The sequence below is a fragment of the Methylomonas koyamae genome, from assembly GCF_006483455.1.
In the GTDB taxonomy this organism is placed as follows: Bacteria; Pseudomonadota; Gammaproteobacteria; order Methylococcales; family Methylomonadaceae; genus Methylomonas; species Methylomonas koyamae_B.
Genome location: NZ_PPPU01000025.1, coordinates 167,986 through 181,608, shown reverse-complemented (window position 1 = coordinate 181,608; position 13,623 = coordinate 167,986). Strand labels below are relative to the sequence as shown.

9 protein-coding genes and 2 tRNA genes are annotated in these 13,623 nt (G+C 54.7%); all 11 read right to left on the bottom strand.

The annotated features are described in order from the left end of the window. Positions 1–115: 115 nt before the first annotated feature. The 11 genes from C2U68_RS14365 to clpX all read right to left on the bottom strand — a co-directional run bounded on the left by C2U68_RS14365 (position 116) and on the right by clpX (position 13,520). Complete coding sequence (locus C2U68_RS14365) at positions 116–757, bottom strand: hypothetical protein (RefSeq protein WP_140913149.1); 642 nt, start codon at positions 755–757, stop codon at positions 116–118. Between the two features lie 54 nt (positions 758–811). Continuing rightward, the gene (locus C2U68_RS14360) at positions 812–2,686 is read right to left on the bottom strand and encodes an ABC transporter ATP-binding protein (RefSeq protein ID WP_140913148.1); all 1,875 of its coding nucleotides are present in this window, start codon (positions 2,684–2,686) and stop codon (positions 812–814) included. Beyond that, the gene (locus tag C2U68_RS14355; protein WP_140913147.1) at positions 2,683–3,864 is read right to left on the bottom strand and encodes an ABC transporter permease; all 1,182 of its coding nucleotides are present in this window, start codon (positions 3,862–3,864) and stop codon (positions 2,683–2,685) included. Before C2U68_RS14355 ends, C2U68_RS14360 begins: the two co-directional genes overlap by 4 nt. Next, the gene (locus C2U68_RS14350) at positions 3,857–4,930 is read right to left on the bottom strand and encodes an ABC transporter permease (RefSeq protein ID WP_140913146.1); all 1,074 of its coding nucleotides are present in this window, start codon (positions 4,928–4,930) and stop codon (positions 3,857–3,859) included. Before C2U68_RS14350 ends, C2U68_RS14355 begins: the two co-directional genes overlap by 8 nt. A 15-nt stretch (positions 4,931–4,945) precedes the next feature. Then, entirely contained in the window at positions 4,946–6,793 is a 1,848-nt protein-coding gene (locus C2U68_RS14345; protein WP_140913145.1) for a peptide-binding protein, read from the bottom strand. 267 nt (positions 6,794–7,060) lie between these two features. Then, positions 7,061–8,929 (bottom strand): SurA N-terminal domain-containing protein, encoded by a 1,869-nt coding sequence (locus C2U68_RS14340; RefSeq protein WP_140913144.1) that lies wholly within the window; start codon positions 8,927–8,929, stop codon positions 7,061–7,063. Positions 8,930–9,026: 97 nt separating this feature from the next. Next, positions 9,027–9,103, bottom strand: a tRNA-Asp gene (locus C2U68_RS14335). Positions 9,104–9,109: 6 nt separating this feature from the next. Further along, positions 9,110–9,185, bottom strand: a tRNA-Val gene (locus tag C2U68_RS14330). A gap of 13 nt (positions 9,186–9,198) precedes the next feature. Continuing rightward, positions 9,199–9,471: an HU family DNA-binding protein gene (locus C2U68_RS14325; RefSeq protein ID WP_020482925.1), complete on the bottom strand. Its 273-nt coding sequence runs from the start codon at positions 9,469–9,471 to the stop codon at positions 9,199–9,201. A gap of 205 nt (positions 9,472–9,676) precedes the next feature. Beyond that, positions 9,677–12,076 carry an endopeptidase La gene (gene lon / locus C2U68_RS14320; protein ID WP_313901415.1) on the bottom strand — a complete coding sequence of 800 codons (2,400 nt, stop codon included), beginning with the start codon at positions 12,074–12,076 and terminating at the stop codon, positions 9,677–9,679. A gap of 166 nt (positions 12,077–12,242) precedes the next feature. Beyond that, a complete protein-coding gene (gene clpX / locus C2U68_RS14315) occupies positions 12,243–13,520 on the bottom strand; it encodes an ATP-dependent Clp protease ATP-binding subunit ClpX (protein WP_140913142.1) in 1,278 nt (425 codons plus the stop codon). Between the last annotated feature and the right edge of the window lie 103 nt (positions 13,521–13,623).

The window sequence follows — 13,623 nt, the reverse complement described above, 5'->3', positions numbered from 1 at the left end:
GGTTACTCCTCAAAGTAAGGGCAGTGTCCTGCCTAATGACCGTTTACACAAAAATTCTTACACCCTCACGCGGGCTGAGCCGCATCGCGGCGAAGGTCGGGGGAGAATGCAGTTATTAGCGGTGATATTGCTCGATGTGTGGCTTAAGCTCTTTCTCAATAGACTTAATAACAGCCTCAAGCCGATTTTTGTACTCGTCTTGATCACCAGTTCCCCTTGCATTCATCGTATTCCTGCGTTTCTTAACCTCATCAGCTCCTGGCCTATCGTAATCACTGGTAGGATTCATAGCGTCTAAGTGATCTTGTATAGCCCACAAAAGCTCCCCGATAAGCCCATTTAGTGGTTCCGTAATTTCTACTATCTTTTTGCCCCATACCACTTCGGCCTCTAACAACGTAGTGTCGAATGCAGATTTGGCTTTTGGTACTGGGTCCCAACGTTTCTGATAGGCCTGAACCATAGCATGCCACCGTTTTTCCTTTTCAGAGAGTTCTTTCAGTTTCTCTTCAGGCATATCTGGCTCTTGAGAATATTGCATGAAAGGGTGCCTTGCGGAAGAAATAGCCTCTCTCAATTCATAAATAGATCGCAATAAGTCCTTTGCCAGCACATATTCTGTATTGGCTTTGAGTTGCCGGCGCCAAGTACCGAGCCCCATTAGACCAACGTAACCAGCAATCATTGCTGCGCCTGTGAGGACAATATCTTTAACAACAGGCAGCCAGCTTTCCAACATGCAGAATGGTTCGTTCATCTTTTACCGCTAACAAGTAAATAAAAAGCTCTGTATATCATCCCAACAATCTCCCTACACCACCAACCTCGGCACCGCCGACAACAACCTCTGCGTATACTCATGCTCCGGCGCCCCGCAAACCTTCGCCGTCGCCCCCTGCTCCACCACCTTACCCCGATACATCACCACCGTCCTATCGCTGAGATACTCCACGACGCCAATGTTATGGGTGATAAACAGCAAAGTCAGATTGCGCCGGCGGCGGATGTCCAACAACAGTTGCAGGATTTCCGCCTGCACCGACACGTCCAGCGCGCTGGTGATTTCGTCGCAGACGATGAATTCCGGGTTCAAGGCCAGCGCACGGGCCAGGCCGATGCGCTGGCGCTGGCCGCCGGAGAATTCGTGCGGATAGCGCCACAGCGCCTCGCGGCCGAGTTGCATGTCGTCCAGCAATTGCTCGGCCAAGGCAATGCGCTCGTCGCGGCTGGCGCCGATGCCGTGCACCTGCATCGGTTCGGTCAGCGTGGTTTCGATCAATAATCGCGGATTCAACGACGATTGCGGGTCTTGGAAGGCGATCTGCATCTGCCGACGCAACGGCCGCAGTTCTTTGGCGGACAATCCGACCAGCTCCCGGCCATCGATGCGGATGCTGCCCTCGGTTGGCGGCTCCAGCTGCAGCACGGCGCGGCCCAGCGTGGTTTTGCCGCAACCGGATTCGCCGACCAGGGCGACGATTTCGCCGCGCGGGATATCCAGCGACACGTCGTCGACAGCTTTGATGTGATCGACCACGCGGCGCAACAGACCCTTGCGCACCGGGAACCAGACTTTCAGGTTGCGGATTTGGATTAGCGCGTCGGTAGCGGCTTGCGGTTTTGTTCCAATTGCAGGCTCGGCTGGTTGCAGATTCGCAGTGGGTTCAACCCGCGCAGCGGCTGCCTGTGCCTCGACCGGAATAACATCAACTCCGGTAGCCGATGCCGCTTGCAGCTTCAGACCGGCCCGTTCCAGAACGGAAAGCGATTTTCGATCTTTCTCAGCGAGAGCGGAGAGAGGTGGTTGTATTTCTTCTGCGAGCTGCGGCGGCGCTTCGACAGGCTCAGCGCGAACGGTTTTTGGCGATGCGGAGGAGACATCGGGCTTGGCCAGATTCTCCGGCACCGAAGCCAACAGTTTTTGCGTGTAGGGATGCTGCGGATTCCCCAGCACGTCGCGGCAGCGGCCGGCTTCTACCAAGCGGCCGGATTGCATCACGCCGACCCGGTGCGCCATTTGCGCGACGACGCCGAAGTCGTGGGTGATGAACAGCATGCTCATGCCGGTGTCGTCCTGCAACTGCCGCATCAGACGCAGGATTTCGGCCTGCACTGTGACGTCCAGCGCAGTGGTCGGCTCGTCGGCGATCAGCAGCTTGGGTTGGCAGGCCAAGGCCATCGCGATCATCACTCGCTGGCGCTGTCCCCCGGACAGTTGGTGTGGGTAATCGCGAAAGCGCGAGCCGGGATTGGGTATCTGTACCTGAGTCAGGGCTGCGACTGCGCGTTGCTCGGCCTCGTTCGGGTTCATGTCCGGGTAATGCAACTGCAGGGCTTCGATGATTTGCTCGCCGACTGTCAGCACCGGGTTCAGCGATGTCATCGGTTCCTGGAAGATCATCGCGATCTGGGCGCCGCGCACTTGGCGGACATCGGCATCGGGCAAGGTCAGCAGGTCGCGGCCCTCGAACAGAATCTGGCCGCTGGGATGGTTGGCGATACCGTCCGGCAACAAGCGGATCACCGACAAGGCGCTGATCGACTTGCCGCTGCCGGATTCGCCGACCAGGCAAAAGGTTTCGCCTTGCGGAATTTCAAAGCTGACGTCCTCGACCGCTTTGACCGGCTCGGCGCCGGTGTGCAGGTAGGTGCGCAGGTTTTTGACTTGCAATAACGGCGAACTCACGACTCGCCTCCGTTGCGGCGCGACAATTTCGGGTCGATCGCGTCCCTGAACGCCTCACCGATTAGATTGTAGGCGAACACGGTCATGAAAATCGCTCCGCCGGGAAACACCGCCATCCACCAGTTGAAAGTCGAGGATTTTACGGCCTGATCCAGCATCGCCCCCCAAGACGGCGCATCGACCACCCCCAACCCCAAGAAACTCAAGGTCGCTTCCGACAATATCGCGCCGGCGACGCCAAAGCTGACCGCGACAAGCAAGGGCGCGACACCGTTGGGTAACATGTGGCGGAACAGGATAGACGGCAGCGGCAGGCCGCTAGCAATCGCCGCCTGTACGTAATCCTGCTTGCGCAGTTTCAGAAACTCAGTGCGCACGTAGCGGGCATAGCCGGACCAACCGGTGACACCGATGATGACCATCATCATGTACAGGCTGCGGCCGAAGAAAGCGACGAAGGTCAGCAACAGAAACAGGGTCGGAATGTCCTCGAAGATTTCCACCAGGCGCATGCCCAGCATATCCACCACACCGGAAAAATAGCCCATCAACCCGCCGACGACGATGCCGATCGCCAGGGCGATGCCGGTGGCGATGAAACCGATACTGAGCGCGATGCGGCTGGCGTGGATCATCCGGCTCAACACGTCGGCGCCGTTTTCTTCGGTGCCCATCCAATGGACGTGGCCCTCACTGGCGAACGGCGCTTCCAGACCCTTGCTACCGAGGTCGCGCAGGTAATCGCCGGGCGCATAGGGAATCGGCGGCATGATTTTCCAATCGACCTGGCTGTATTCCGGGCCGCGAAAATCGTCGTAAATGACCAAGGCTGGCGGTTGTACAGTCAGGTTGGCAATCAAAGCGGCAAGCCCGGTGCCGGCCAGAAACAGTAAAAACTTGGTGCCGCCTGCGAACGGCAACCGCGACACCGCCAACGCGATGAAAAACCCCGCCAGAATCCAGGCATCTTCAATCGACAGATAACGCAGCACCGGCGCCGAAATTTCGCCGTTTTTGCTCATCAATAACGGCATCGAGTTGGCCAAAAATGGCGCGAACACCGCAAAGAACACCAGCACGCCAACCCAGGCCAGGCCGAATTTGACGCCGACGCCGTCCAGCGTGCGCCGCCAGATGCGGGCGGCGAAGGATTGCCGGCTGACGATGGGCTTAGTCATAACTCACCCGCGGGTCCGCCAAGGTATAGCAGAAGTCGGCGATCAGATAGCCGATCAGAGTCAGAAAGCCACTGATCCAGGTGATCGATAGCACCAGTTCGCGGTCCCTGCCCTTCACCGCTTCGACCGCCAGTTGGCCCATGCCGTTGATGCTGAAAATGTTCTCGACGATCAACGAGCCGGCCAGCAAACTCGGCAGCAAGCCGGCCGAAACGGTAATCAGCGGCAGCAAACTGTTGCGGAACACGTGCTTCCACAGCACGTCGTTTTCGGCCAGGCCCTTGGCGCGGGCGGTGCGGGCATAGTCGGCGTGCAAGTTTTCCAGGATCGAGGTGCGAGTCAGCTTAGCCAGCGCCGCAAAGCCACCGTAGGACAGACAAATCACCGGCAGAATTAAATGCCAGATGCGATCCAGCAAAAAGCCGCGCACGAAGCCGCTGTCGTCCCAATGCGGCAGGAACGGCATGTCCAAGGCTTCACGGTCGCTAAGGCCGGCGGTAGGAAACCATTGAAAATATTGGACGTTGGCGAAGAAACCCAGCAGCAGGACGCCGGCCAGCATGGTCGGGATCGACCACAAGCCCAACATCGCCAGGCTGGAACCGACATCGAACGCGCCGCCGCGTTCGGTCGCCGATTTCATGCCGATCCAGATCGCCAGCGCGTAGGTGAAGGGTATCGTCACCAGATTGAGCAGCAAGGTGATCGGGATGCGTTCGGCGAGAATGTCGGCGACCGGCCGGCCGTATTGAAAGCTGGTGCCAAGATCCATGCCTTTGCTCAGCGAGAACGACTGGTGGCCTTGTTCGTCGCTGACGAAACCGATCGGCGAAACATTGTTCAGCCAGCGCAGGTATTGCAGTGGCGCCGGCTGGTCCAGGCCGTAGCGCTTGTTGTAATAGTCCAGCAAGGCCTGTTTTTCCTGAGGCTTCATGTCCATGCCGCCGACCAGGGTCTGGGCGCTGATGCCACCCGGCGACGCGGCCATCACCGTGAACACGACGATGGTGATGCCCAGCAAAGTCGGCACCATCAACAGCAGGCGGCGCAGCAGATAAGTCAGCATCCGGCGTCCTCCGGCTTATTGAGTGTATTTTTGTTGGGCCAGCGGCACGTAGTTTTCCAGCGGTAGCGAACCCAGGTTCAAGCCCAGTTTGGTCATTTGCAGATTGTGAATACGCTTGTCGACGAACAACAGGCTTTTGCGGCGCATCAGGAAGGTATAGGGCTGGTCTTCGTAGAGGATGCGTTCGGCCTGCTGCCACAGCGGCATGCGTTTGCCTTCGTCGACGGTACGGCGAGCGGCGTCGATCAATTTGTCCAGTTCCGGATTTTGGTAGCCGATGAAATTATCACCCTTGCTGATCGCCTGCGAGCTATGGAAGGCTTGGTACAGGTCGGTTTCGATGCTGCTGGTCCAGCCCAGGGTGATGGCGTCGAAGTCTTTTTTATCCAGGTTCTCCAGCATCACCGGCCATTCCTGCGGAAACGGCACCAGTTTGACGCCGGCTTTGGCGTACAGATCTTTTAGCAACAACACCATGCGGCTGGTGTCTTCGTTAGCCTGGAAGTAAGTCAGTTTGAATTCGAACGGCTGGCCTGTTTTGTCTTCCAACACGCCGTCGTGGTTGCGGTCTTCGTAGCCGGCGTCTTTCAATAAAGCCTTGGCCTTGTCCAAATTGGCCTGATACGGCTGCAAGGTAGCGTCGTGCTGCTTGCTGGCGTTGCCGAACGGACTGACCGCCGGCTCGGCATAGCCCAGAAACACATCCTTGATGATGCGGCCGGTGTCGGTCAAATAGCTCATGGCCTGGCGCACCCGCTTGTCGGCGAAGCGGGTCGGTTTGCCGCCGCGCATCTGGTTCCAGCCGATGTAGCTATATCCCACCACCGGCGGCATGTATTCGAAGCTTTGGCTCTTGGCTTGAATCTGGGCGTCGTTTTGCAGTTGCTTGTACTCCGAGGCTCGCGCCGAATAGGAGTCGATATCGCCGTTGCGGTAGGTGGTCAAACGGGCGCTGTCGTTTTGGATGATTTTCCACAAGATACGGTTGTAGGCCGGCTGCACGTCGCCCCAGTAGCGCTCGTTACGGACCAGCTCGACATTGCCTTGGTCCGGGGTCCAGCTTTTCGGATCGGCCAGTTTATAGGGACCGCTGCCCAGCAACAGACCTTTGGATTCGTTGAATTTTTGCGGTTCTTTCAGGTAGGGTTCGTAAAAATGCTTGGGCAGAATATTCATACCGCCGGCCAGGGACAGTGCTTCGAAATACGGTTCCTTGTAGGTGAACACCACCCGGTATTTGCCCTCGGCTTTGACCGACTGAATCTTCTGCAAATAGGCACGCTCGCGCGGCGCCTGGATCGCCTCGGTCATGATGAAATTGAAGCTGAATACCACATCGTCGGCGGTCAGCGGCTGGCCGTCGGAGAAAGTGACGTCGTCGCGCAACTCGAAAGCGATGGTCAGACCGTCTTCGCTGACCGTCCAGCTTTTGGCGATCAAACCTTCCCAGGCCAGCGTATCCGGGTTGCGGGTAATCAGGCTTTCCTGGACGTAGCTTTGTACATTCGAGGCGTAGGCATCGGTCGATACCAGCGGCGTAATGGTTTTCAGGTTAGTGCCGAAGGCTTCGACGCTCCAGTCGCCTGCGGCATAATCCGGCAGCTTGGTTGCGGCATACGCTCGTTGAAAGGCCGGGGCAATGCCGCCGGATTGTGCGGTTTGCGTCTGCCCTGTCAACGCACCGCTAGCTGCTAGAGTGCGCAACTCGCGCATGGCCTGGGCTTGTTCGGCCAATGCGGCCTGCATTTCGCTAAGCTTCAGCCATTGCCGGTCTATCTGGTACATCGTCAATACGATCAAAACGAGTGCCAAGCAAACCAAGCCGTAAAGCGTCCAATCCCGAGAAGCGAATGGTTTTTCCATGGTAAATCTGTCCGAAAGTTTCGAGGCGAAGGGAGCGGAGTTTATATTGACGCTGACCACAACGGCAACCGGTATCAATTTCCAGAAACTGCCGCAAAAGCTGCTGTACTTTACCTTCAGGCCGGCGATTTGCAAAATCGCTGCTTTGCTCCAAGCCTCCGTTTTACCGATTGTGCAGGAATCAGGGCCGCTAGTCAGGCGTGCGTCAAATCGCGGTTACAAAAAAGGGAGCTTTACGCTCCCTTTTCAAGTCTCGACTGCAAAAAATTATTGCTTTTCCGGCCGAACCACAATTTCGGCTTTAGCTTGCAACGCGTTCAACACTGCTTCGAGTTGCGCCTTACCGAAAGCCGCGGCGATGTTTTTCGAGATCGCAGCTTGCTTGTTTTTGTCGGCCTCGGACATTACGCCTTCGTTGACTTTGTGAATGGCCAGCACCAATTTGCCGCCGTCGGCATTATCCAGCACAGCAATACTCGGTTGACCGGCATGCGGCTTGGCGGCTTTGAATATTTCCTGGACGACCGGCGCAGGTAACTGAGTGGCGTTACGCGCCAAACCATCCAGTTTTTTCGAAACCAATTTTCTGGCTTCGGCCGCCTGGGCCAGCGTTTTTCCCGACGCCAGATCCTGTTTGATCTGATCCGCCACCGCGACGGCTTGCTGACTGGCCTTGTCGCGTTGAATAGCGGCAATCAGCTCTTTTTTGACATCTTTCAATTCCTTAACTGCTGCCGGCTGGTGCGAGGCTACGCGCAATACCACCAGCTTATCGCCACCGACTTCGATCGGCTCGCTGTTGCCGCCCTTCAACACATCTTCAGAGAATGCGGCGGCACGAACCTTTTCTTCGGCGGCGATGCCTTCGCCGTTTGCCCGGGTAAACTCAGCCGTTTTTTGTACCGGGCCGCCCAGTAAATCGGCTGCGGCCGCCAGACTGTCCGGATTCTCGTAGCTGACTTCGGCCAACTTCTCAGCCAAGGTATTGAATTTGGTTTCGGCTTGGCTCTTTTGATAGGCCTTGGCGACTTCGGCTTTGACCGCTTCATAGGGCTTGGTTTCGCCCGGAACCAGTTCGGTCACTTTGATCAGGTGGTAACCGAAAGCGGAACGCACCGGCTCGGATATTTCGCCCAGCTTCAGCTTGCTGGCCGCGTCCTCGAAGGCCTTTTCCATCACGCCGACGTTGAACAGACCCAAATCGCCGCCGTTTTTCGCCGTCAATTTGTCGTCCGACACTTCGGCCGCCAATGCGGCAAAATCCTTGGTTTGCAAATCCTGCTTGGCTTTTACGGCTCTTTGCAGCGCTTGAGCGTCTGCATCCTTGTCTTTACCGAAAGCAAACAGGATATGGCTGATTTTGCGACGCTCCTGGGTCGTGAATTGAGCTTTTTGGTCTTCGTAATAGGCCTTCCGCTGTTCGTCGTCGGCCGCAATACCGGATGCCAGTTTATCCACCGAGAGTTCGACATACTCGACCGAAACCTGTTCGTCGGTACGGTAATCGTCCTGATGCTGCTGGTAATAAGCGGTAAGTTCGTCGTCGCCAGGCTGTTGCGAGACCTGAACCAACGGGACCGTCACATATTCAATATCGCGGGTTTGGTTTTGGATTTTGAAGAAACCGGCGATTTCGGCAGGTGTCGCGAAACTGCTATCGATGATGGCGCGCTGGAACTGTTCCATAACCAAGGCTTTCTTGATGCGATTGACGAACTCAGCGGATGACATGCCCTGCGAGCCCAACAGCGTTTGGTATTGGGTTTTGTCGAACTTGCCGTCTTTTTGGAAATACTCCAGCGATTGAATGAAATCCCTGGCAGTGTCGTCGCTGACGATCAGGTTTTCATTCTGCACGTACTGCAGCAATACTTCGTCGCGCACCAGCTTTTCCAGAGCTTGCTTTTTCAGCGTTTCTTCATCGAATTTCATGCCCGCCAAGTTTTGGGCATATTGCTGGTAGGCCTGATTGACGTCGCGCTGGAAAAACTCCTTGCCTTCCACCGTCACTACCGGCGCTTCTTTGCCGCCGCCGAGATAATTTTGAATGCCCCACAAACCGAACAGCACGCAAATAAATATCAATATGATCGATGCAAAAACTCCATGCACCTTTTCTCTTATTTCTAAAAGCATAAACGCTTTCCTTAAACAGAATTAAACCCGATCGCTAAAGGCGATAAAATTACACGCAAAAAAAAACCTCGGACCGTACGGCCCGAGGTTTCTGTTTTGGCGGAGCGGACGGGGCTCGAACCCGCGACCCCCGGCGTGACAGGCCGGTATTCTAACCAACTGAACTACCGCTCCAAAGTCTGGTGGGTGCTGAGGGGTTCGAACCCCCGACCCTCGCCTTGTAAGGGCGATGCTCTCCCAGCTGAGCTAAGCACCCGACTAAAGAGCGACTAGTTTACAGCATCTTTTAAAGATTTGCCAGCTTTAAATGAAGGAATTTTTGCGGCTTTAATGGTGATCTCTTCGCCGGTTTGCGGGTTGCGGCCTTTACGTTCCGCTCTTTCTTTAACATCGAAAGTACCGAAACCAACCAGGGCAACGGAATCGCCTTGTTTCAATGCGTCTTCAACGGCTTTGATAAAACCATCCAGAGCCCGACCAGCATCGGCTTTTGTCAACTGTGACGCACTGGCAATAGCGTCAATAAGTTCCGATTTATTCATTTATTTCCCCTTAGGATGTCGTTGTATTAATTATGCTCGGCAAACAAACACGTGTTTTGCCCGCCCACCGGTTATTCCACCAACCCGAATACGGCCTCTCCTCTGCGAGAGGCCGACATTTATATCAACGGGCTGCGATCGGTGTCAAGCGTTAGGAGCCTTGGAAACCACGATTTTTGCGGTTTCCAAGGATTTTAACCCATGCTTAATGTGCCACTACCCCGGACTGTTTTACCTCGACCTTTGCGCTAGTCGCATCGGCCAATTCAGCCGGAGAAAGAGGGGTTGGCATACGTTGTAAGGCCAATTCCAAAACTTCGTCGATCCAACGTACGCACTTGATCGCCAGATTGCGTTTGATGTTTTCCGGAATCTCAGCCAAGTCTTTTTCGTTTTCGGCAGGAATGACCACGGTAGCGATGCCGCCTCGGTGTGCGGCAAGCAGTTTTTCCTTCAAACCACCGATGGGCAAGACCTCCCCGCGCAGGGTAATCTCGCCGGTCATAGCCACGTCGGCCCGCACCGGAATCTTGGTCAGCGCCGAGATAATCGCGGTGCACATGCCAATACCGGCGCTCGGTCCGTCTTTCGGCGTCGCTCCTTCCGGAACGTGGATGTGAATATCGCTCTTCTGGAACACTTCGCTGTCGATACCTAATATACCGGCCCGACTGCGCGCAACCGTTACGGCGGCCTCGATAGACTCCTTCATCACATCGCCAAGCTTGCCGGTAGCCAATTGCTTACCCTTACCGGGCATGACTGCGGTCTCTATCGTCAGCAGTTCGCCGCCGACTTCGGTCCAAGCCAGACCGGTTACTTGGCCGATTTGGTCGCTATCCTCGGCCATGCCGTAGCTGAACCGGCGCACACCAAGGTACTTGTCCAAGTTCTTTTCGGTAATGGAGGTCCGCGACTTTTTCGCTTTCAGTAACAAATCCTTAACTACTTTACGGCAAATCTTCGATATTTCCCGCTCCAGGCCGCGCACCCCGGCTTCCCGAGTGTAGTAACGCACAATATCTTTGACCGCGCCTTCCGAGATATGGATTTCCGACTCGATCAAGCCGTTACTCTTGATCTGCTTCGGAATCAAGAACCGGGTCGCGATATTGATTTTCTCGTCTTCGGTGTACCCGGCCAAGCGAATGATTTCCATTCTGTCCAGCAAGGCTGGCGGAATATTCATTGTGTTGGCGGTAGCAACGAACATCACGTCGGACAAATCGAAATCGACCTCCAGGTAGTGGTCGGAAAACGTGTGGTTCTGCTCGGGGTCCAGCACCTCCAACAACGCCGATGCCGGGTCGCCGCGAAAATCCGCCGCCATTTTGTCGATTTCATCGAGCAGGAACATCGGATTGCGGGTTTTGATCTTCGCCAGGTTCTGCAGAATCTTACCCGGCATCGAACCGATGTAGGTCCGGCGATGACCGCGAATCTCCGCCTCGTCTCGGACGCCGCCCAGGGCCATGCGCACGTATTTACGGTTGGTAGCACGGGCAATCGATTGTCCCAACGAGGTTTTACCAACCCCCGGAGGTCCGACCAAGCACAAAATCGGCCCTTTCAACGCTTTGACCCGTTGTTGAACCGCGAGGTATTCGAGAATGCGTTCCTTGACTTTTTCCAGACCGAAATGTTCGGCTTCCAATACCTCTTCGGCCACTTTCAAATCGTGGCGAACCTTGGTTTTTTTCTTCCAAGGCACGTTAACCATCCAGTCGATATAATTCCGAACCACTGTGGCTTCCGCGGACATCGGCGACATCATCTTCAATTTGTTCAGCTCGGCGGTTGCCTTGGTTTTCGCTTCCGCACTCATACCCGCAGCGGCGATTTTCTTTTCCAGCTCTTCGATTTCGTTGCCGGCCTCATCCATTTCGCCCAACTCTTTCTGAATCGCCTTCATTTGCTCATTCAGATAGTATTCGCGCTGGTTCTTTTCCATCTGTTTTTTGACGCGGCCGCGAATCTTCTTCTCCATTTCCAGAATATCGACTTCGCCTTCCATCAGCGTCATCAGGTTTTCCAGACGCTTGGCCACGTCGACCATTTCCAGCATCTCTTGTTTTTCCTCGACCTTCAGCGCCATATGCGCCGCCATCGTATCGGCCAGACGGCTGGGATCGTCAATGCCGGACAAAGAATTCAAGACTTCGGGCGGAATTTTGTTATTCAGCTTCACGTACTGATCGAAGGAGTTGATCGCGGTGCGTTGCAGCACTTCCGCCTCCTGCTCGGAAATATTCATTTCGTCCGCTAACTCGATGACGCTGGCAGCGCAATAACTGTCGACTTCGCAGTATTGGATCACCGAACAGCGTTGGCTACCCTCCACCAGCACTTTCACGGTGCCGTCCGGCAATTTCAGTAATTGCAGGATATTGGCCAACGTTCCGACCTTATACAGATCGTCGAAGCCCGGTTCGTCGACATCGGCTTGTTTCTGGGCTACCAGCAGCACCTGCTTATCTTGCTTGATAGCGGCATCGAGTGCGTCGATAGACATGCCTCGGCCGACAAACAACGGGATTACCATGTGCGGGTAAACCACCACGTCCCGTAAAGGCAGGACTGGAATCAGTTCGTCTTGGTTTTTCAAATCGGTCATTTCAATTGCTCCCGGAGCACGTCAATACACACCCAATCCTATATGAGGACGATCCTGGAGAAAACAAGTATCTTAAATTCAGCGCAAAAAAAAGGAGTTTGGTATCAGCCAAACTCCCGGATTTTGTTTCGGCTCAAGCAAAGCCGGATGTTTCAGACTAAGAAGCGTCGGAAACGGCCATTTTCGGCTCGGTTTCGTAAACCAAAATCGGTTCGGAATTACCCGATATCACGCTTTCGTCGATCACGACTTTCGAAATTTTGTCGTTGGACGGCAATTCATACATCGTATCCAGCAAAACATTTTCGACGATAGTACGCAGGCCGCGGGCACCAGTCTTTCGTTCCATCGACTTGCGGGCAATCGCCGCCAATGAATCGTCTCTGAATTCCAGTTCGGCACCTTCCATTTCGAACAGATGCTTGTACTGCTTGATTAACGCATTTTTCGGCTGCGTCAGAATTTGAATCAACGCCGCTTCGTCCAATTCGTCCAAAGTCGCAATCACCGGCAAACGGCCGACGAACTCCGGAATCAAACCGTATTTAATCAAATCCTCTGAACGCACGTCTGCGAAAATCTCACCGACATTTCGACTGTCGTCCTTGGTTTTGACTTCGGCGGCAAAACCGATACCGCCTTTTTCGGTACGGTTTTTGATGACTTTATCTAGGCCGGCAAAAGCGCCACCGACGATAAACAGAATGTTCGCCGTGTTGACTTGCAGAAAATCCTGCTGCGGATGCTTGCGCCCACCTTGCGGCGGCACCGAAGCTACCGTGCCTTCGATCAGCTTCAGCAGGGCCTGTTGCACCCCTTCGCCGGACACATCCCGCGTAATCGACGGGTTATCGGCTTTACGGGAAATTTTGTCGATCTCATCAATGTAGACGATGCCGGTTTCGGCCTTCTCTACGTCGTAGTCGCACTTTTGCAGAATCTTCAGGATGATGTTTTCGACGTCTTCGCCGACATATCCGGCTTCGGTCAAAGTCGTTGCGTCTGCGATCGTAAACGGTACATCCAACAATCTGGCCAGCGTTTCCGCGAGCAGGGTCTTACCGGAACCGGTCGGACCTATCAACAGAATATTACTTTTCGCCAACTCGACATCGCTTTTCTTGCTGTTGCTACGCAGGCGTTTGTAATGATTGTAAACGGCCACTGCCAAAATTTTCTTGGCGTTTTCCTGGCCGATTACGTAATTATCCAATTCAGCTTTGATTTCTTTGGGCTTAGGTAACGCACCGCCGGATACCGCCATTTCGTCTTCGAGCAATTCATCCCTGATGATGTCGTTACAAAGCTCGACACACTCGTCGCAAACATAAACGGATGGCCCGGCAATCAGTTTCCGCACTTCATTTTGGCTTTTACCGCAAAAAGAACAGTAAAGAAGCTTTTCGTCGTCTTTACCTTTCTTGTCTCTACTCATAGACAGACTCCACCGTTTCACTTCGCTTCATCACAGAGATGAAATACTTCAAAAACCAATAGTAAACTCCCCCGCACATCGCGGCAACCGGGGTGCGTTGCTG

What these genes read in the sequence shown, in the direction of transcription:
- C2U68_RS14345 (WP_140913145.1), bottom strand. Translation starts at nt 6,793, where the DNA reads ATGGAAAAACCATTCGCTTCTCGGGATTGGACGCTTTACGGCTTGGTT.
- C2U68_RS14350 (WP_140913146.1), bottom strand. Translation starts at nt 4,930, where the DNA reads ATGCTGACTTATCTGCTGCGCCGCCTGCTGTTGATGGTGCCGACTTTG.
- C2U68_RS14365 (WP_140913149.1), bottom strand. Translation starts at nt 757, where the DNA reads ATGAACGAACCATTCTGCATGTTGGAAAGCTGGCTGCCTGTTGTTAAA.
- C2U68_RS14325 (WP_020482925.1), bottom strand. Translation starts at nt 9,471, where the DNA reads ATGAATAAATCGGAACTTATTGACGCTATTGCCAGTGCGTCACAGTTG.
- clpX (WP_140913142.1), bottom strand. Translation starts at nt 13,520, where the DNA reads ATGAGTAGAGACAAGAAAGGTAAAGACGACGAAAAGCTTCTTTACTGT.
- C2U68_RS14340 (WP_140913144.1), bottom strand. Translation starts at nt 8,929, where the DNA reads ATGCTTTTAGAAATAAGAGAAAAGGTGCATGGAGTTTTTGCATCGATC.
- C2U68_RS14355 (WP_140913147.1), bottom strand. Translation starts at nt 3,864, where the DNA reads ATGACTAAGCCCATCGTCAGCCGGCAATCCTTCGCCGCCCGCATCTGG.